Annotated in this window: 25 protein-coding genes; 24 read left to right on the top strand and 1 reads right to left on the bottom strand. The window is 38.6% G+C overall.

Annotated features, from left to right (window positions below; all coding sequences use genetic code 11):
- The first annotated feature begins 83 nt into the window (after window positions 1-83).
- The gene (locus tag M2265_RS02880) at window positions 84-437 is read left to right on the top strand and encodes a winged helix-turn-helix transcriptional regulator (RefSeq protein WP_132767960.1); all 354 of its coding nucleotides are present in this window, start codon (window positions 84-86) and stop codon (window positions 435-437) included.
- 53 nt (window positions 438-490) lie between these two features.
- On the opposite strand, the gene M2265_RS02875 is transcribed toward M2265_RS02880, so the two are convergent.
- Window positions 491-1,033 (bottom strand): hypothetical protein, encoded by a 543-nt coding sequence (locus M2265_RS02875; protein WP_132767962.1) that lies wholly within the window; start codon window positions 1,031-1,033, stop codon window positions 491-493.
- A gap of 544 nt (window positions 1,034-1,577) precedes the next feature.
- Here M2265_RS02875 and M2265_RS02870 point away from each other — a divergent pair.
- The 23 genes from M2265_RS02870 to M2265_RS02760 all read left to right on the top strand — a co-directional run bounded on the left by M2265_RS02870 (window position 1,578) and on the right by M2265_RS02760 (window position 19,344).
- Window positions 1,578-2,429 carry a hypothetical protein gene (locus M2265_RS02870; RefSeq protein ID WP_132767963.1) on the top strand — a complete coding sequence of 284 codons (852 nt, stop codon included), beginning with the start codon at window positions 1,578-1,580 and terminating at the stop codon, window positions 2,427-2,429.
- A gap of 103 nt (window positions 2,430-2,532) precedes the next feature.
- The gene (locus tag M2265_RS02865; protein WP_132767965.1) at window positions 2,533-3,474 is read left to right on the top strand and encodes a hypothetical protein; all 942 of its coding nucleotides are present in this window, start codon (window positions 2,533-2,535) and stop codon (window positions 3,472-3,474) included.
- A 6-nt stretch (window positions 3,475-3,480) separates the two neighbouring features.
- Complete coding sequence (locus M2265_RS02860; protein ID WP_132767967.1) at window positions 3,481-4,200, top strand: LytR/AlgR family response regulator transcription factor; 720 nt, start codon at window positions 3,481-3,483, stop codon at window positions 4,198-4,200.
- A 35-nt stretch (window positions 4,201-4,235) separates the two neighbouring features.
- Window positions 4,236-4,547, top strand: coding sequence for a MerR family transcriptional regulator (locus tag M2265_RS02855; protein WP_132767969.1), 312 nt, complete (start codon window positions 4,236-4,238; stop codon window positions 4,545-4,547).
- Window positions 4,548-4,737: 190 nt separating this feature from the next.
- Window positions 4,738-4,938: a hypothetical protein gene (locus M2265_RS02850; RefSeq protein ID WP_132767971.1), complete on the top strand. Its 201-nt coding sequence runs from the start codon at window positions 4,738-4,740 to the stop codon at window positions 4,936-4,938.
- A 79-nt stretch (window positions 4,939-5,017) separates the two neighbouring features.
- Window positions 5,018-5,662, top strand: coding sequence for a DUF6266 family protein (locus M2265_RS02845; protein ID WP_132767973.1), 645 nt, complete (start codon window positions 5,018-5,020; stop codon window positions 5,660-5,662).
- A 58-nt stretch (window positions 5,663-5,720) separates the two neighbouring features.
- The gene (locus M2265_RS02840) at window positions 5,721-6,254 is read left to right on the top strand and encodes a DUF6266 family protein (protein ID WP_132767975.1); all 534 of its coding nucleotides are present in this window, start codon (window positions 5,721-5,723) and stop codon (window positions 6,252-6,254) included.
- Window positions 6,251-6,655, top strand: coding sequence for a DUF5675 family protein (locus M2265_RS02835; protein WP_132767977.1), 405 nt, complete (start codon window positions 6,251-6,253; stop codon window positions 6,653-6,655). The genes M2265_RS02840 and M2265_RS02835 overlap by 4 nt, the downstream gene beginning before the upstream one ends.
- Window positions 6,656-7,112: 457 nt before the next feature.
- Window positions 7,113-7,334: a hypothetical protein gene (locus tag M2265_RS02830; RefSeq protein WP_132767979.1), complete on the top strand. Its 222-nt coding sequence runs from the start codon at window positions 7,113-7,115 to the stop codon at window positions 7,332-7,334.
- Between the two features lie 385 nt (window positions 7,335-7,719).
- Window positions 7,720-7,941 (top strand): tautomerase family protein, encoded by a 222-nt coding sequence (locus M2265_RS02825; RefSeq protein WP_132767981.1) that lies wholly within the window; start codon window positions 7,720-7,722, stop codon window positions 7,939-7,941.
- 43 nt (window positions 7,942-7,984) lie between these two features.
- A complete protein-coding gene (locus M2265_RS02820; RefSeq protein WP_132767983.1) occupies window positions 7,985-8,383 on the top strand; it encodes a YybH family protein in 399 nt (132 codons plus the stop codon).
- Window positions 8,384-8,393: 10 nt separating this feature from the next.
- Entirely contained in the window at window positions 8,394-9,356 is a 963-nt protein-coding gene (locus tag M2265_RS02815; RefSeq protein WP_132768945.1) for a zinc-binding alcohol dehydrogenase family protein, read from the top strand.
- A gap of 20 nt (window positions 9,357-9,376) precedes the next feature.
- On the top strand, window positions 9,377-10,369 hold the full coding sequence (gene egtD, locus M2265_RS02810; RefSeq protein ID WP_132767985.1) for an L-histidine N(alpha)-methyltransferase: 993 nt from the start codon (window positions 9,377-9,379) through the stop codon (window positions 10,367-10,369).
- Between the two features lie 19 nt (window positions 10,370-10,388).
- Window positions 10,389-11,567, top strand: a complete 1,179-nt coding sequence (egtB, locus tag M2265_RS02805) for an ergothioneine biosynthesis protein EgtB (RefSeq protein ID WP_132767987.1) — start codon at window positions 10,389-10,391, stop codon at window positions 11,565-11,567.
- A 73-nt stretch (window positions 11,568-11,640) separates the two neighbouring features.
- On the top strand, window positions 11,641-12,522 hold the full coding sequence (locus tag M2265_RS02800) for an alpha/beta fold hydrolase (RefSeq protein ID WP_132767989.1): 882 nt from the start codon (window positions 11,641-11,643) through the stop codon (window positions 12,520-12,522).
- Between the two features lie 168 nt (window positions 12,523-12,690).
- Entirely contained in the window at window positions 12,691-13,293 is a 603-nt protein-coding gene (locus tag M2265_RS02795) for a Crp/Fnr family transcriptional regulator (RefSeq protein WP_243655367.1), read from the top strand.
- Between the two features lie 127 nt (window positions 13,294-13,420).
- Window positions 13,421-14,137, top strand: a complete 717-nt coding sequence (locus M2265_RS02790) for a hypothetical protein (protein ID WP_206368262.1) — start codon at window positions 13,421-13,423, stop codon at window positions 14,135-14,137.
- A 127-nt stretch (window positions 14,138-14,264) separates the two neighbouring features.
- Window positions 14,265-15,071 carry an SDR family oxidoreductase gene (locus M2265_RS02785; protein WP_132767990.1) on the top strand — a complete coding sequence of 269 codons (807 nt, stop codon included), beginning with the start codon at window positions 14,265-14,267 and terminating at the stop codon, window positions 15,069-15,071.
- An 80-nt stretch (window positions 15,072-15,151) separates the two neighbouring features.
- Complete coding sequence (locus M2265_RS02780; protein WP_132767992.1) at window positions 15,152-16,063, top strand: helix-turn-helix domain-containing protein; 912 nt, start codon at window positions 15,152-15,154, stop codon at window positions 16,061-16,063.
- A gap of 123 nt (window positions 16,064-16,186) precedes the next feature.
- Window positions 16,187-16,765 carry a TetR/AcrR family transcriptional regulator gene (locus M2265_RS02775; RefSeq protein WP_021191733.1) on the top strand — a complete coding sequence of 193 codons (579 nt, stop codon included), beginning with the start codon at window positions 16,187-16,189 and terminating at the stop codon, window positions 16,763-16,765.
- Between the two features lie 38 nt (window positions 16,766-16,803).
- Entirely contained in the window at window positions 16,804-17,421 is a 618-nt protein-coding gene (locus tag M2265_RS02770; RefSeq protein ID WP_132767994.1) for a hypothetical protein, read from the top strand.
- 52 nt (window positions 17,422-17,473) lie between these two features.
- Window positions 17,474-18,253, top strand: a complete 780-nt coding sequence (locus tag M2265_RS02765; protein ID WP_165905825.1) for an SDR family oxidoreductase — start codon at window positions 17,474-17,476, stop codon at window positions 18,251-18,253.
- 92 nt (window positions 18,254-18,345) lie between these two features.
- On the top strand, window positions 18,346-19,344 hold the full coding sequence (locus tag M2265_RS02760) for a saccharopine dehydrogenase family protein (RefSeq protein WP_132767998.1): 999 nt from the start codon (window positions 18,346-18,348) through the stop codon (window positions 19,342-19,344).
- Window positions 19,345-19,436 lie beyond the last annotated feature (92 nt).

Here is a 19,436-nt window from a genome sequence, read left to right as displayed (position 1 = left end):
TGCAACAAATGTATTGTGTTTTTATTTACTTTTGTAACTTGGTAACTAAAAGTAACAGTAACATTTGAGTAACTAGGTAACTTATGGAAGAATATAATTGCACCGAAGAAATTAATAAAAATCAGATCAGGGCTGTACATGATACAATGGATGTTTTAAATGGTAAATGGAAAATATCTATAATGTCTGCTATCTGTTATTACAATAAGAGAAGATTCTCTGATATTTTGAACGATGTCAGTGGCATTTCCAACAAAATGCTCAGTAAGGAGCTAAAAGAACTGGAAATGAACAAGCTGGTGAGCCGTACAGTTGTGGATACACATCCTGTAACAGTGGTATATCAGCTTACGGACTATGGCAATACGCTAAGAACTATTATTGAGAGCCTTGCTGCATGGGGTACTGAACACCGTAGGGTCATAACAGGTAGATAAACTGTTGCGACCTTTAAGCTGTAATTTGAAAACCCTGCATATGGGTTAACAAGTTATTCTCTTTCCCGAAGCATCCGGCGAAGCAGCTCTTCGCCGATCCCCATAAATCGGGCTAATTCTTTGTGCTTGATATATTGGCGTATGTTCGGATATTTGTCAAACACAAAGTCATATTTTTCGGGATTGGGCAATGAAAGCAATTTTGCCCGATAATCGAGATATTGTTGCTGTTTGTCCATAAGGCTGGCGTAGATCGGGAAAAGCTTTGGGTTTTTCGAATTGATCGTATACAACTGTTTCCGTGTAGTCATGAAAGTCCGGCAGTCACTCAGCGCGATAAACTGATAGTCATGCCTGTGGTAGGGTATCATAAGCGATTCGCCACTAATGGCATACCGTACCGGACAGGTCTTTTCATACTTTCCAAATAAACCCTCGGCTATGAGGTAAAGCTCCCCCCAATTGTTGGTCAGGTGCTCGCCTTTTACAAAGCGGATCTCCTCAAATACATCCGTTAGTTCAGGTATGGCAGATACCCATTCTGAATGCATGTCCTTTAAAAAACTGGCTAAAATCTCTTCTTTACTTTTCCTCATGGCTTATTTTTATAATGGTTTTCTGGCTAAAAAAGACCTGTAAGATATAAAATGCTTTGTTATAAAGGGCTATTCAGGGAAAACTAGCCTATATGAGGGGTGAATGTTTCAATACGAGGGATGAATAGTTGCTTCAAGTGCGCTTTATAGTGACTGCAACCATTCACAGTGGCCAATCAACTATGTTTCCCTCAAATCCATATTCACCAAAATCTTCTGCATTTTTGGATATCAGCTGATGAATTAATGTTTACTACAAAATTTAAAAATTATGAAAAATGACATGCAAACTAGTGATGAAATTTTATTGGAAGGTTACACCTTCTTCGACCTGCTGGATAAAGAACCTATACTAGGGGATATCGATGATGATAAATGCTGGCCGGTATCAATTTAAAGAATTGAACTTTTCACTAATCGATCCATCTGCCGCTATAGGTGGATCGGTTTTTAATCTCGAGATATGAAGGAACAAGAAAAAAATAATTTGAAACGTCTGCTGTGGCTGGGCAATGTACATAGCTTCTTCCCGGACAGATCTGCAATGGATTTGCAACAGGGTTATAACCAATGGCTTTGTCACAAACAAGCGTTCCAAAAGCTGTATGCTAAAATGGATCTTGGTCTATTAAAGGAAGATCTGGACAGAGCTCCACGTGTAGATCTAAAAGCAGGGATCATGCTCACCTTTCATTATGGACCGTATCGCTTAGTACCACGATACCTGTTGGCTATGGGTTACAAAGTGACGCTTTTAGTATCTGCAGATGTGCTGCTACGTGAAGAAACTGATAACCGGCGAGAGCTGGCCAGCATGGGTCTGTCTAAAGATTGTTTTGAGTGTTTGGATGCCCAAAATCCAATGGTACTGCGCAAGCTTTGTCACGCTGTAGAGACCAAGCGGATGGTCGTAGTATTTTTAGATGCTCATGAGTCCCTGGCAAATAATGCTGACAAGGATCGGGAGGGAAAGCTGAGGATAGTATTTGGTGCACATTATTTCTATTGGCGAACTAATATACTAAAGTTAGCCCAACGTCTTGGCATCTCGGTATCTGTCGCGCATATGGAAGTGAGACAACAAGGTGACCAACAATCATGGCAAATGCGGATGCCTCAAATAGTGCTCAGCACCGCAGATAAAAATCGACAGGATGCCTTATTAAAAGCGTTTGAGGTATTACAGCAAACTTTTCAGGACATGATAGCTGACGACTGGACCGCTTGGGAAAATTGGACACTGTTGCATCGGTATACAGTGGTTAAAAAGCAAAATAAAGCTGCTTGTATCAACAGCACCGGCGGTTGGTTAATGCCTTTTACTTTGGGGCATAAAGCTTATCTATTTGATATAGCTACTAAAGGCTTTTTTGAAGTGGTTTGTAAGAATAAATAATATTTTGTAATTTAGGTTAACCTTAAACCTTTTTATCGTAATGTATACACGTATTAAAAACACAACATATCTTTATAATTTATATTATCGCTGTTTGCTGGTTATGTCCATTTTTTTAATGGTGATTTACATACGCAATATCGGTACATTCACAGGCCAACCAATTTATGTTTTTCCACTATTTGTAGCGCCATACCTCGTGTATTTCTGTATATGCTATGCGCTGTTTCATTTAAGTGTGCGCTTTCGTTTAAGACAGCTCGGTTGGTTGGTTCTTTGTGCTGCATTAGTTTTAGGCAGTTTTTGGATCGTCAAATCTTATTATTACACGCTACTACCTACAATAAAGGTAGTTTTTTATTCTGCTTGGCAGAATAATCATCAGGGGATATTATTAAATAAAATCAGTCAGGGTTTATTCTATATTTTACTGTTGATCGTTGTAGACTATTTCGTCTTTAAATGGTTAAAAATTAAAATTCAAAGTACGCGTCTCGAACGTATGATGAGGGACCGGGCGGATAGCAGTTTGCTGTCGGGCCATTTTTTACGTCGGCTATACCAATTGGCATCTAAAGGAAAAAAGGAGGTAGATGTGGAGGTCCTGGATTTCTTTCAATCGATAAGCAACAAGTTGGTAGCGCAAAATGTAAGAGTAGCATTGGAAGAGGAATGGTATTTTGTAAAACGCATGGTTGCTTTGTGTCATGATCGCCATTTTGAAATTAATGGGGAGGAACATGTATCGCAACAGATCTGGAATCGCTCCGTGCCATCACTTTCACTGGTGACGTGGATTGAAAATGCTGTAGCCTACAGCATAGATGGCGCAAATAATCCGATTACGCTCACCTGGATCAATCAACCTGATAAGCTTGTGTTGGAAATCAGGAACAGGATGCACACCACAAGTATAAAAAGAGGGACTGGTAATGGGCTGAGACTGGTGAACAGACTCTATGAATCGTGTAAAAACGATCGTGTAGAGCTGCAATATACCATCGAGAAAAACACCTATTTTATTGTCAAATTATCATTTTTTTAATAGCTCATGCCTAAATATACCATTGTAGTCATTGATGACAATAAAGCGGATGCCGACAGCTTAGTACAACATCTAAAAGAAATTGATGATGTAGGTCATATTGAGGTCTTTTATGATGGCGTACAAGGAGCAAAGTACCTGCTTAAAAATAAGCCGGATATCTTATTCCTGGATATTGAAATGCCGAATATTTCAGGCCTGGAGCTGTATACCTTATTGCCGGAAAAGGAGCGGCCTGCGCTTGTTTTGGTCAGTGTCCATACGGAATTTGCGCTGGATGGATTTAAATTAGCTGCGGTCGATTATCTGCTGAAGCCGGCCAAATATGCTGATGTCACCAATTCCTTTTTGCGCTGCTTAAAGGTCATGAATGTTTCGGTCAATATCTATACGCAATATGAGCCGGAATACTACCTGTTTGAAGTGAAAAATGTTTACTCGAAGATTGTTCATTTTAAAAATATCATCTATATTACCAGTGCTGATAATTACGTTGATATCGTGACCCGGGACGAAACGATCACCGCGCGTATTACCATTGGCAGAATCGAAAAGATCATGCCCAAGTCCTATTTTGTACGGATCCACCGTGGGTTTATTGTCAATTTCAGGTTCGCAATTGAAGTACAGGATAAAAAGCTGATTCTTTCGGAGGGTCCGGAGACTGAACTTCCGATCAGCAAGAGTCGCAAACCGAATATCAGCGGCTATGATAAATTGGAATAAACGGCCTATTCTTTTATAAATCTAAATATATAACTATGCGTAAAAATCGCTATTTGAGGGGCTTTCTCGTAAGCCCGGGGTATTCCTATGCCCAAAAATTAATTTTGTTGGAGCTCCTAGCTACCAAGCGTAAGTTGGCCAGCTATCTTGAACTTCGTGAGCAGATGGAGGAGGACAACATGCTGTTGCGAGATGCGGACTATGTCAAATCTTACGTGGGTATTTCGACAGAAACGCTCTACCGTCTGCAACGGGACGGGTATATCTGCGTTGCCAAACGCACCCGAAACAAACGCTATTATCGTGATGTAGATGTGGAGCGTCTGCGGAAAAGTTACCGTGGATAGCGTAAAGGATCGCCCGATCTTTTGCTATTCTGAACTACATTTTGCAATTCGTCTCTCTTTTTGGGGGACGAATTTTTTGAAAATTGTACCCATCTTTCAGCGTGACATGATTCTTATTTTCTTATAACCAACTTCTGCTTTTACTTCAGTTTTCTTCGACCTGGCTTCGGGATTTCATCGGCGGGTATGCATGAAATCTCGAAGCGCACCCGAGGCCGAGCCGATAAAATGGTGGAATTGGTTAGGAATTAATTACCTGTTGATGTCTCATTTTTTAAGTGAATTTTGCAGTGGTTTTAACCTCAAGTTTTGTTCAAGTCGGCAACGTATCGGTCAAAATACCGATGCTCTTCGGTCAGGTATCGGTCTATCATTACATATCTATTTGTAATTGTTTTTTAGTGTTTTATGTTTGTTATGTCAATCGATAGTACCGGTATAAAAGAGATTGATTTTAATTAAAAAAAAATATGGGAACAATCGTAAATGGAGCAAATGGAGGTTTTAAAGGTAAAGCCGGCTCAGTAATAGGAAGTAGTTGGAAAAGTATCAACTATATCAAGGGACTTTATAAAAAGAGATCAAAGCCCGCTTCAGAGTTGCAGATGATGCAACAGGAAAAATTCAGAACATTGATGCGGTTTCTGCTTCCCATCAATATGTTTTTGAAAATCGGTTTCGGACGTAAAAATACGGAACGTTTAACGCCGATCAATGCAGCTTTTCAGTTTAATCTGAAGCAGGCCATTACGGGTACGTATCCGGCCTATGCCTTGGATTACTCCAAGGTCAGCATATCCGATGGCGGATTATATGGAGGTGGCACAGTGTCTGTAGCGCACGCCGCAGGTGAGCTTACTTTCACCTGGGATCCGACCGCCAATGATACTTTTGAGACTTTTGGTGATGATATGGTCTTCGTGCTGGCATATCATCCTGAAAAAGATGAGTTCATGTCTTCACCGGCTCCGAGTACTCGGGCAAGTGGGGAGATCAGCTTTATTATTTCAGAACATCTTCAAGTAGGTATCGTACATACCTGGATGTTTTTAACCAATAGATCTAAAACTAGAGTATCAAAAAGTGTATATCTGGGAGAGGTATTACTTAACTAATTAAAACCCCGGGTCAGGCCTATCCGGTCTGACCCTTTTTTCTAAGGTATTTTAAAATATGGCAAAAAGAATCGTTAGTCCTGCTCAGGAGAGCGTAAGGACTGCATTTAAAATGGCTGTTGCTTTTTTGACTCCGCTGAAAGGGGTGATCAAAAAAGGTTTTGCCGAAAAGGCTAGACGTAAAAAATCGGTTGCGTCAGCTTTGGCGCTCGGGCATGTGCTGCATTCCGCAATAAAAATAACGGATGGTAAGCCTCAGGTTGATCCGTCAGAGGTCATGTTAAGCGAGGGTGCATTGGCGACTATTCGGGTAGAGCAAATCGTACGTTCTACTGATCGTATAGAAGTGCTGCACAACTGGTTTCCTTCAGACTTTAGTGCTGGAGATGATTGTCTTACGCTTTGTGCTTATCAGCTCGACAAGGGTTATGCTTTTGTGAATCAGCAGATCTGGCACCGACAGGAAGGAAAGATAATCGTTCAGTTGCCAAAAGGTTTTCAGGACGACGGCCTACATCTATATCTCATGGCTAGTGACCGTTCGGGAAGCAAATATTCCCGTTCTCAATATTTAGGGTATTCAACAAAATGAAAACAAAACATATCCTGCTGCTCCAACGGATTTATGGAGCTAAGGGAACAAATGGAACCATTACATACAAAGGCGAGCACATCTGCCATACCATCGAACTGCCGGATCGTAATAATATTCCCCGCATAAGCTGTATCCCCATAGGTCAGTACAAACTGGAGAAGTGTCGTTATCCAAAACATGGGGAACAGATCGGTATTCCGCATGTATTAGGACGAGAAGCGATCCTGATTCATGCTGCAAATGATGCTCTTAAAGAGCTCCTAGGGTGTATTGCTCCGGTCACAACATTGACTGGTGAAGGTAAGGGTGATTTCAGCGGAAAAGCATTGGCGAAATTAAAGGCTTTAGTCTACGAAATGTGGGATAAAGGGGAAGAGGTTTATTTGGTGATTAAATAGTGACGGAGTGACCAGTGACCAGTGACCAGTGACGAAGTGACCAGTGAAGAAGTGAGTTACTTGTTGTTGTGCCTCTGTCGCTGGCACAGGGCGAATTACTTTTTTCGTTAATGATTTGATTTAACGAGGTACTCAAGTGTCTCTTCAAGAGTTTTCTTGATAAAAAGTAATCAAAAGCCGACCGGAGGGAGACCATGGATACCGAAAAAATAAACATTAATCCATAACATCAAGGCTGCATTCCTTTATGCTATTTCACCTTGAATAGGCTAAATGAATTTAAACTCGTTTCACTCAGACAGAAATTCATTTTTAACGCCTCTTCATCGGTGAAATTACGCAGTCGGAATACTATGCCTTTTGGGTTAAGCCTGCGGCTCTCTGGAGTAACCAGTGACGAAGTTATAATTTACTTACTCACTTACTCACTATTTTCTAACCTTCTAACATTAAACAAATGAAAAAAATAATTCAAAAAATAAGCAGAGCACTACAGGTAGTATTGCTGGCGCCGATTAAATTGCCGGGAAAGGCACTAAATATTATAAAATACATTGCTCTGGGTCTTGGTGTGGTGGAGACTGTGCTAGAGGATAAAGACAGAAAAGCAGCGGAGGAATCACCACCAGATCAGATCCTACCTAAAAAAGAAAAGGAGGTAAAGGATGAAAGGCAATGATATCCGCATCGGTACTTTAGGCGGGACACTCTGTTCGATTTGGGCAAGCTTTTCTATTGGTGATGTGCTACATACTGCCTTAATGGCTGTTGTCGGGACTGTAGTCAGTTATGTGACCAGTCGGTTACTGGGAAGAATGAGGAAGAAATGATAATTACAGGAGCATGCTTGTCTGTTGCTTGCTCCTGTAATTATATGAAGAAAGCACAAAACTTCTTGAACTAGTTTAAGGTTATTTCTTAAACTAGTTTATGGGTTTAGGTTCTTTTTTGTTCTCACTTTTGTAGAAGTAGATCGGAAGCTGAGAGATGAACCTATATTACATGCTTCGATCTTAATAGTACAGTTGATAAATGATTTATTAAAACTTTAAAAGAAAATATATATGCCACACGTAGTTGTTAAAATGTATCCTGCAGATTCGGAGGAACAAAAAGTAAAACTTGCCGCAGAGATTACAAAAGTAATCATTAGTGTTACAGGAAAACCAGATGCTGCTGTATCAATTAGAATTGATGAAGTATCTGAAGATAAATGGATGCAGGAGGTTTATAACAAAGAGATAATTCCGCACCTAGATGATCTTTACAAAAAACCCGGATATTAATCATATCCGGTATTATTAGAGTTTAAATATAAATATATCCGCTATGGAAAACCAAATAGAAAACCAAATCGCCGAAGTATTAAAGGGATATGCCCTTGCAATCAATGATGCACAGACAGCATCAATTGCGGCGTTCTATTCTGAAGAGGGGCTGTTCATGCCCGAGGGTTTTAAAACATTAACGAAACAAGACCTATCTCCCGAAAAATCATCAAATTTTCTTAGGAAAACTGATTTTAAGATTGAATACACCATTGAAAAAATTGAGGTGGAAGAAAATTTTGCATTTGTATCGGCGACAGCAAAAACCAGTAAGAAAGAAAGCGCTACGAATGATGCTGTGATGAAACAGACCCGTGATTTATTTGTGTTGCGAAAAGAAGAAGGTAGCTGGAAAATATACCGTTATATTTTCAATAACAGTACAAGTCACATCATATAGTTCGAGTAGGATGAAGGCAATTGTTTTATATCAGACCGGTGCTGCCGAAAATTTAAAACAGGTGGATCAACCCTTACCTGGGGTAAATCCTGGTCATGTTTTAATAAAGGTGAAGGCTTTTGGATTGAACCGCTCTGAATTGATGACGCGGAAAGGACTCTCTCCCGATGTTTTATTACCACGTGTGTTAGGAATTGAATGTGTAGGAGAGGTTGAACATGATCCTTCCGGCCAATTAAGGAGGGGGCAACAGGTGGCGGCATTTATGGGGGGTATGGGACGTGATTTTGATGGCAGCTATGCTACATATGCAGTTTTGCCGTTGTCCATTATTACTCCATTTGAAAGTAAGCTTCCATGGGAATTACTTGGGGCACTTCCAGAAATGTTTCAGACCGCTTATGGTTCTTTACACGCTGCGCTTAAAATACAAAGCGGAGAAACGCTTTTAATCCGTGGGGGAACCTCCTCTGTAGGGCTTCTTGCTGCTCAGCTTGCCAAGGCATATGGACTGCATGTGGTATCTACCACACGAAGCTCTGATAAAGAGAAATTTCTTTTGGATCATGGTGCCGACCTGGTCCTGATCGATGACGGGAACTTAGCCATGAAAGTTAAAGGTCTACCTGAAATTGACAAGGAGCTGGAACTCGTTGGTGCTGGGACTTTAAAAGATTCTTTACAATGCGTTAAACTAGGAGGAACCGTGTGTATGACAGGGATGCTTTCTGAAGAATGGTCTATACCCGATTTTGCTCCAATGGAATTTATTCCAGCAACGGTAAACTTAACTATTTATGACAGTGGGCAGTTTCGCGTAGACGGTCAACATTTTCAGACGTTTGTTGATGATATTGAAAAGGGTTTGATTGCTCCTGTTATTAAACGAGTTTTTCAATTTGAAGAAATTGTGGATGCGCATGTTTTTATGGAAAGTAACGCAGGTGGCGGTAAAATAGTTGTACTGGTCTAAATATTTAAAAATTTTTGAAAATGGAGTTATCTAGTGCAATACAAAATAAATATCATGTTACTGGTAAAGGCGCCGAAGAAAAGTTTCAGGCGGAAATTATCGCGGGCTTAACGGGTAATCCTAAACGGCTTCCATCAAAATATTTTTATGATTCTTTTGGCGATAAGCTGTTTCAGCGTATCATGGATATGCCAGAATATTATCTGACGAGATGTGAAATGGATGTATTCCGTAGCAAGACTGCCGAACTCGCCGCAGCGATTTCAACACATGGAGAACCTTTTGATCTGATTGAACTTGGTGCCGGTGATGCCACGAAGTCATCCTACCTGTTGCAATATCTGATAGATAGTAATGCCGACTTTTCTTATATGCCGATCGATATTTCCAAAAATATCTTAACGGTTTTAGATAATAAGCTAAAAGGAGCAATGCCTTTACTGAAAATTACCTGTCTACAAGGTGAATACTTTGATATGCTTGAGGAGGCGCAACGCCTTTCGAAACGTAAGAAGGTTGTTCTTTTTCTGGGCAGTAATATTGGTAATATGGAGTTAGCAGAAGCGCATGAATTTTGTAAACAACTAAATAGAAAGCTTGCTAAAGGTGATATTATCTTAATTGGATTTGACCTGAAGAAAAATCCACATACAATATTAGAAGCCTATAATGATAAAGCGGGTATTACTGCTGCTTTTAATCTCAATCTCTTGTCGCGTATAAATCGTGAGCTTGGAGCTGATTTTGATCTAAAGCAATTTCAGCATTATCAAACCTATGATCCTGTGACAGGTGCCTGTAGAAGTTTTTTGATAAGTCTCCATGATCAGATGGTCCAAATTGAAGGGCATACTCTATCATTTTATCGGGATGAGCTGATACATATGGAAATTTCACAGAAATTCTCTTCATCTGAAATCAAACAACTTGCTCACGATACTGGTTTTAAAAGTATGCGTGAAATAACGGATGACAACCATTGGTTTTTAGATGCCGTTTGGCAAGTAATCTAACTTTAATCCATTTGTAATTATGACAATACGAAAGACAGATCGTTTATTAACTCTAAAATCACGGTATTCAGCGGTACGCAAACATAGTGTTTCTATTTGTACACCGCTTCAAATTGAAGATTATGTTGTACAGCCCATCGGCGACGTAAGTCCACCGAAGTGGCATCTGGGACATACAACCTGGTTCTTTGAAACCTTTATACTGCAGCCAAACTTTCCGGATTATAAACCATTTGATCCTCAGTATAACTTTGTATTCAATAGTTACTATGAAACGATCGGTGCCAGAGTGATCCGGACAGATCGTGGTAATTTGAGTCGTCCTTCTGTTGAAGATATATACCGGTACAGAACTTATGTAGACAGCAAGATGCAATTATTTTTAGAAAGTGATTGTATGACAGCTGCTTTGGAATATCTGGTGGAATTGGGGCTCAACCATGAACAGCAGCATCAGGAACTTTTGTTAACAGATATAAAATTTATACTGGGCCATAATCCGTTGTTTCCAGCATATAGTCAGGAAATTAATTTATACCCAACCAATCAAGATCCGGCTTCGATGATTAAAATTAATGCTGGAGTTTATGAAATAGGATTTTATAAAGAAAGCTTCTGTTTTGACAATGAAAAGGGGCGGCATCAGGTATATCTCAATGATTTTGAAATAGCCAGTGCACTTGTTACAAATGCGGAATATCGGGAATTCATGGAAGATAATGGTTATCATGATTTTAGATACTGGCATGCAGAGGGATGGGACTGGGTTAAGCAAACCGAAACCGCAGCTCCTTTATACTGGCATTTTATAGACGGAAAATGGATGAACTATACTTGTAATGGTCTGGAAGAAGTTAAAATGGATGAAGCCGTTTGCCATATCAATTTTTATGAGGCTTCTGCCTATGCTGCCTGGAAAGGATTTCGTTTGCCTACAGAAGCAGAATGGGAAATCGCATCAGAACATTTTAACTGGGGGCAGCGATGGGAATGGACCGGTAGTGCTTATCTTCCTTATCCAGGATTCAAGAAAGAGGCCGGTGCAGTGGGTGAGTACAATGGAAAATTTATGATCAATCAGATGGTATTGCGCGGAGCATCTCTTGCGACACCCAAAGGGCATAGCCGAAATACCTACCGCAATTTTTTCCATGCAAGCCAGCGTTGGCAGTTTACGGGAATTAGACTTGCAAAATAGTGTTTTTACGCTTAAATACACAGATCGCAATAATATCAACTTTATTAAATAATGGAACTACAATACAACTAAAATGAATAGAAAATTTCTAAAACATATTATTCTGACAGCTTGCATTTCGCTATGCTTTCTGGGATCATCCTATGCACAAGTTGCAAACGATATGCGTTATTTTATGCAGGGTGAAGGTACAAGTAGTCAGATCACATACGGAAATAATGCTGTAGCGGGACATTATGTTCAGTCTGGAGATGCTAAAATTTATTATGAGCTCTATGGAAAAGGTAAACCCATTGTTGTTTTACATGGAGGGATTGTTGGATCTGCTCTTGAAATGGGTCAGTTTATCGATAGTTTATCGCGCAATTATCAGGTTATTGCTATTGCTACACGTGGGCATGGTAAGTCCGAAACAGGTTCGGTTATTCCTAGTTATGAGCAGAAAGCGGATGATGTCGCTGCTGTTATTCAGGAAGTAACCGAAGATAAAGTAATAGTACTGGGTTTTAGTGATGGCGCTTACACCGGATACTATTTTGCTAAGCATTATCCTGAAAAAATTAGTAAGCTTATTGCGATTGGTGCCGGAGAATGGAAACAGGGATTCAGATCATTTGATATGACCCTCGAAAGACTTTCTGCTATGGACACGCAATTCTGGAAACAGCAATTGGCTTTGAGACCCAATCCCAACACAACGGAACAATGGCTAAAAAGTGTTAATCGTTATTATAATGGTTTAACTATTGGAAGTCCAATTTTCGAAAAGATTTCCTGTCCAGTTTTGATTATGGCAGGGGAGAAGGATCAGAACGCACCACTTCATACTGTGTTAGATGCGTACCACATGATTCCACATGCGCAGTTAAGTATTATACCCAATGCACCGCACCCGGCATTTATTGCCAATTTTCCTGCAGTGTGGGAAAGTATGGTCCCTTTTATGAATCAATAAATACCGAAAGAGATTTTGGTAAATTATTGATTCGTCAAAGATGCAGTCTACAAGGACTTTGAACTATACTATCAAAAAAATATATAGCAGATAGATGATTGTAAGTGCAATATGCTGGAGGTTGTTCATCTAGAAATGATATATTTACGTATACTAAATGCGAATTAATTGGAACAGCCATATACAGAACAGCTATTTGTTAGATTGATAGATCATTTTAAGCAATTTTTTCATCTTAATAATACTGAACAAGAAGAAATTGAAAGACTTTTTACATCGAGGGTAATCAAGCGTAAGCAATATTTATTACAGGAGGGTGAGGTCTGTCAGCACTATTCTTTTGTTGTGTCTGGATGTTTTCGGATGTTTGCCGTTGATTCCAATTTCCGGGAGCATAATCTTCAGTTTGCAGCTGAGGATGATTGGATAACGGATTTTCAAAGTTTTTACGACCAATCACCCAGCAAATTGTATATTGAAGCGATTGAACCTTCAACTGTCCTCCAGATAAAGCATGAAGATCTGCTTTACTTATATATCAATTACCATAAATTCGACCGTAATTTTAGAATCATTACCGAGCGGAAATTGATCGATTACCAAAATCGGATATTACAAAATATTAGCTCTACAGCCGATGACCGCTATGAGGCGTTCTTAAAGCAATATCCACATCTGATCAATCGTTTACCCAATACACAGATTGCTTCTTATTTAGGGATTACTTCGGAATTTCTAAGTAAGATCCGAAAAAAAAGTGTTGGTAAATAGTCATCTTTTCATATTAGATCTGAGTTCGTTTCAGATTATTTCTTAAACTAGTTTATGGGTAGTATCCGTAAGAACTATTTAATTTTGTGTCTTAATGCATTGTCGTAACGAAAACAACGTTTCAAATATGATAAAGAATAGAACACAGCAGATTAAAACTCCTATTGTTAAGCGCATGGTATTTGTGCTTATATTAGTTTTTACAGTATTTTCGATGACTAAAGCTACGGCACAGCAGATTAAGCTAGATGAGGATCGTTTAACTGCTGTACAGACGTCAATGTCGATTACACAAATTAACGGTAAAAAAGCTGTACGGGTAGTGAAGTCTGCCGCAGTCAAAGAAGATGATGAAGCAACTTATGTTAAGATCAATGATTTCAATTTTAAAAATGGCGTGATCGAGGTGGATGTGCTGTCACGTTTGCTTCCTGATGCACCAGCACACGCCAGAGGTTTCATAGGTCTTGCTTTCCGTATCAATAAAGATGATTCAAAATTTGAAAGCATTTACGTACGCCCTACCAATAGTACAGCAGACGACCAGCTGAGAAGAAACCGCACCATTCAGTATTTTTCTTATCCTAATTTTAAGTTCACACATTCCAGAGCAACCGCTCCGGGACAATATGAATCTTATGCGCCAATAGCGCTTGATAAATGGATAAAACTAAAGATTGAGGTAAATGGTAATCAAGCCAAATTATTTATTAATGGCTCGAAGCAACCATACTTAATTGTAAGCGATCTAAAAATGGGTGCTGATCAATCCGGATCTTTAGGGCTTTTTGTCGATATAGGCACTGAAGGATTTTTCAGGAATCTGAAAGTTACTTCCAGATAAATAAAATGTCCCATAAATGAAACCGTACATGCTAAGATGTCATTTTGGCTAACAATTTATGATTTTTGGCGAATTTAAGATATTACGGAATGTTCAATTTTGTATGGTACAATTAAAACAAAAGACCATGCAAAAAACAATTTTTATTACGGGAGCTTCGTCGGGATTAGGAAAAGCAGCTGCTAAATTATTTCAGAAGAATGGATGGAAGGTAATTGCAACGATGCGAAAACCTGAAGAAGAAAAAGAATTAACGGAACTTCCGAATGTATTTGTCGTGCAATTGGACGTTATGGATATGGTAAAAATTAAAAAAACTATCTCAGAGGTCTTGAAAATCCATGAAATTGATGTGGTCTTGAACAATGCCGGATATGGGCTCATCGGCCCATTAGAAGCTTTTACAGATGAGCAGATCCAGACGCAGATCCAGACGAACTTAGGTGGTGTAATTCACGTAACAAAAGCCTTTGTTACGTCTTTTAGAGAAAGAAAAAGAGGCACATTTATTAATGTGACCAGTACGTTTGGTTTATTAGGATATCCTACCTGTTCCATTTACAATGCTACTAAATTTGCAGTTGACGGATTTTCAGAGGGATTGGCATATGAATTGGCGCAGTTTGGAATTAAAGTAAAAGTAGTTGCTCCGGGGGGCATGCAAACCGACTTTGCAGGAAGATCTTTGCATGGTGCGATGCATACTGCATATAGTGAATTAATATCGAAAGTAAGTGAAGGCTATAGTGAAGATCAGGTTGCAAATTACTCAAAAGCAACAGCTGTTGCTGAGGTGATCTATGAGGCGGCGATTGATGAGAAGGATCAGATGCGCTATATTGCTGGGGATGATGCGATCCAACTTTATAACGAGCGACTTGATTTAACGCCTGAGGGTCAGTTCGAAAAGATCCGTTCCCAGTTCATATTTTAAACAGGTTCTGTATTTTCCTGTTTCAGCAATACCTTGGACTGGGACAGGATTTACTTTTATAAATTTCTTAAATTTGTCTTATGAAAAAACTGCCGGTCGTATTTAATTCTTTATCTCAGTTACATAAAGCCATGGGCCAACCGGTTCCTTCGCATCCTCTTGTCAGTATCATGAACTATGGTGATGCACAGTTTGATCCAAAGGATTTCGAACAGGGTATTATTCTGAACTTTTATAAAATCTCATTCAAAACCAGTTTTTCTGGAAAACTGAAGTACGGTCAAGGCTACTACGATTTTGAAGAAGGAGGTATGTCTTTCATCGCTCCTGGACAATTATTGAAGATGCAAGATGAAGAAGCTAATTATGAAGGTATGACCCTGCATTTTCATCCGGATTTATTAACCCACTATGCGCTAAATTCGAATATTAAACAGTATGGATATTTTAGCTACGCAGCTGCTGAAGCATTATATCTATCTGAAAAAGAGAAGGTAACGATTCTTGACATTTATTCATTTATACAAGATGAACTGAATGAACGTATTGATAAATTCAGTCAAGATGTTATTATTTCTCAGATTGAATTATTGCTCAATTATGCCAATCGTTTCTATGATCGTCAGTTTCTGACGAGAAAAGTAATTAACAATGATATTCTAAGTCGATTAGAATTGCAGTTGCAAGACTACTTTAATGAGGACAGGTCAGTGATTATAGGATTACCATCAGTTAAAGATATAGCACAGAAAATGAATGTTAGCCCGCGCTACCTGAGTGATCTGTTGCGAAACCTGATCGGATTAAACACGCAACAATTTATCCATGAAAAAGTGATTGAAAAAGCAAAAGAATATCTGGCAAAAGACGCTTTAACCATAGCTGAAATTGCCTATCGTTTAGGTTTTGAACAACCACAGTCCTTCAATAAGCTTTTTAAAAAGAAAACCACTTATTCTCCTTCTGCATATAAGAAAAGCTTACAGCATTGAGCGTATAAATACTGAAAAATAGAGGAAAACTGCAGAATAGAAAATCTAAGATTGTCAAAATGATAATAATTAGACAATTTCTGAAATGAATGTTTCAGAAAATAATTATCTTTGTAATCTATTATGGCAAGAAATATTGAATTTGATGAGCAGTTAGCAGTATCCAAGGCAATGGATGTCTTTTGGAAAAAAGGGTATAATGGTACTACCATGAGAGATCTAACTGAAGCGATGGGTATCAATAGTAGTAGTCTTTATAATACTATCGGTGACAAACACGAACTTTTTGTAAGAAGTATTAAACATTATACAGAATCTAGAATGAAAGCTGCAGTAAAGCAGTTAGAAATTATCAAATCACCGCTGAAGGCAATTGAAAAATTTATTCAATCTTCAGTGTATGCGATAACAAATGATCCGAATAGCTGTCTGGCGATTAAAACAACTTTTGAAGTTGCGACGCATGATGAACAGGTACAGAAAGTTATAAAAGCGGATAATGATTTTACTTATAATCTTTTATACAACTTAGTCAAAAAGGCAATTGATAGCGGAGAAATCAGGATACACCAAGATGCCGCAATGCTAACGGATTATATTATAAATCATTTTAGCGGCTGGCATGAATCATTTATTATCCATAAGGACAAAACACGAATCAAAAATATGGCAACATTCTTAATCAAACAAATAAGTCAATAATTTTATTTGTTTTAATCTGAAACAATTGTTTTACAATTATGAATATATCAAAAAAATACAGTACTTATTTTACGGCATCTGAAAAGCCTGAAATAGTGGAAATAGGGCAGGCTAGCTACGTTTCAGTTCGAGGACAGGGAAGTCCCGGTACCGCTGTCTTTTATCAAAAAAAACAGGCAATCAAAGAATTTGTTCATGCATTAGAGCTCAAATATGCTTTAACAGCCTGTTCATTTACTAGCCGTATAGTGGAAATATTTTACTGGTTTGATGAAGAAGAGAGGGCAGATGTAAATATTGGAAATTTCTATACTACTCTTGATCTAAGCTTACTTCATTATCGTATTGCTATTCGAATCCCAGATTATATTACTGCGGAAAATATTGTTGAAATAGCACGCAATAGAAAAGATATCTTTATGGTCGAGGATTTTGAACTTTTTAACTATACCGCTGGAACATGCGTCCAGATTCTTCATTTAGGTCCTTTTGCCGAAGAACTGCAAACACTACCCGTGCTTCAGCAATTTGCTTCGGATAAAGGTTTAAAAAAATCAGGGATGCATCATGAAATTCATCTAACAAATTTTGAACAAGGACAGAGCCAACAACACCTACAGACTATTCTGCGTGATCCTGTGATAAAACAAGCATAATTTTTTTACCCATATCTGAAACAAATGTTTCAATATTAATAAATAATCAATCATGAAAAAAACAGAAACACTATCTGGTAAAGTAGCTTTAGTAACCGGAGGAACAAAAGGTATTGGAAAAGCCATTGCAGACAAGTTGGCTTCTAATGGTGCATTAGTTGTTGTTACAGCAAGGAAATCACCCGATACAGACATTAAACATCATTTTATAGCTGCAGACTTAACAAATAATAGCGATATAGCTGCGCTATCATCCAAAATAATAGCGGAATATGGTATACCGGATATCTTGATTAATAATGTTGGAGGTACTTCGTCTCCAGCTGGAGGCTTTAAGATGCTTAGTGATGAAGATTGGAATAGAGATATCGAGCTCAATCTGATGGCCGCTATAAGACTAGATAAAGTTATTGTGTCTCAGATGATGGAAAAGAAATCTGGTGTTGTTATTCATATTTCTTCAATAAACGGAAAGATTCCTTTGCACGAATCCAATTTTTCCTACGGAGTGATGAAGTCCGCTTTAAATGCTTATAGTAAAACGCTTGCTAACGAAGTTTCCAAAGAAGGTATCCGGGTAAATACGGTTTCTCCTGGAATGGTCAGGACAGAAGCTATGGAATCTTTTTTGGAAAGCTACGCAAGTTCTATAGGAAAAACCAAAACGGAAGCAGAACAACAGGTAATGGCTGGCCTTGGTGGGGTACCTATGAACAGATTGGCAGAACCTGAAGAAATTGCTCATACGGTTGATTTTTTGGTATCAGACGGTGCTGGTTACATTACCGGAGCAAATATCTTGGTCGATGGGGGTACGTTTCCAGTTGTATAATCAGCATTAAAAGTATGAAATATAGTAGAAATGATATAACGTAATCTTTCCCTGTATTTCGTTTTCATAATAATATTTTAAAAGAATTAGACATGACCCAAAAGAAAAAAATGCTCCTTTATGGAGCTACAGGATATACTGGTAAAATCATTGCAGCTAGAGCAAGAGAATTAAATATTGATTTTGAAATAGCTGGACGTGACAAGAGCAAAATTCGTTTTTTATCGAATGAACTAAATGTTGGATACCATGTTTTTGAAGTACATGATAAGAGCTCCTGGCAGATTGCGTTGGCTGATAAACAGGTCTTGATCAATGCTGCTGGACCATATGCCTCCACAGCCAGACAAGCAATGGAAGCATGCTTGAAAGCTGCTGTCCACTATTTGGATATCAGTGCGGAATTAGAATCTTATCTTTTGGCAGAGTCGTTTGATGACAGAGCTAAAGCAGCAGGAATCCAACTCATATCCGGGGCAGGTCTTTTTGTAAGCTATGATGCGATTGTTGCCCATTTATCTAAATTAGTAATCGAGCCCGAATACTTGAGTGTCGGTTTTCGTCACTATGGTGGATTCTCCAAAGGGTCAATTTTAAGTAGCAAAAACATTGCAGATTTGGGTATATTAGTTCGTAAAAACGGTGTAATTATTAAGAATCCAGATCCTAGATCTAGGATATTTTCATTTGGCGATGAAGATGTAGCATGTATACCGACTTCTTTGGGAGGAATTATCCTGAGTTATAAAACTACAGGTATTCCCAATATCGAAGAATATTTCTCTTTAAAACTACCTGCTATGGATTTACCGGAGTTAACATCTGAAAATCTTCCGGACGGTCCAACAAAAGAAGAACGAGCAGCAGGACGAAATGGAATAACGGCAGAGATTATAGGAAGAGACGGTGAAGTAGTGAAAGCATATCTTGATACTCCATCGGGTTATGAACTTACACCACTTTCTGTGATAGCAGTCGCAAATCGTATATTAAGTGATGATTTCAAAATTGGTTACCAATCACCAGGTTCTGCCTATGGAGAATATATTTTAAATGATATTCCCGACGTTAAGTTAATTGACCTAGCTTAGTATTATACTAGAAATTGTAAATATGGCAACGAAAACCACCATTTAGACGAATTTTAAGCACTTAGATGTAATCATCTTTGTATCAGTATAAA

The organism is Sphingobacterium kitahiroshimense (genome assembly GCF_025961315.1).
GTDB classification, from domain to species: Bacteria; Bacteroidota; Bacteroidia; order Sphingobacteriales; family Sphingobacteriaceae; genus Sphingobacterium; species Sphingobacterium anhuiense.
This window is presented reverse-complemented; position numbering and strand designations above follow the sequence as displayed.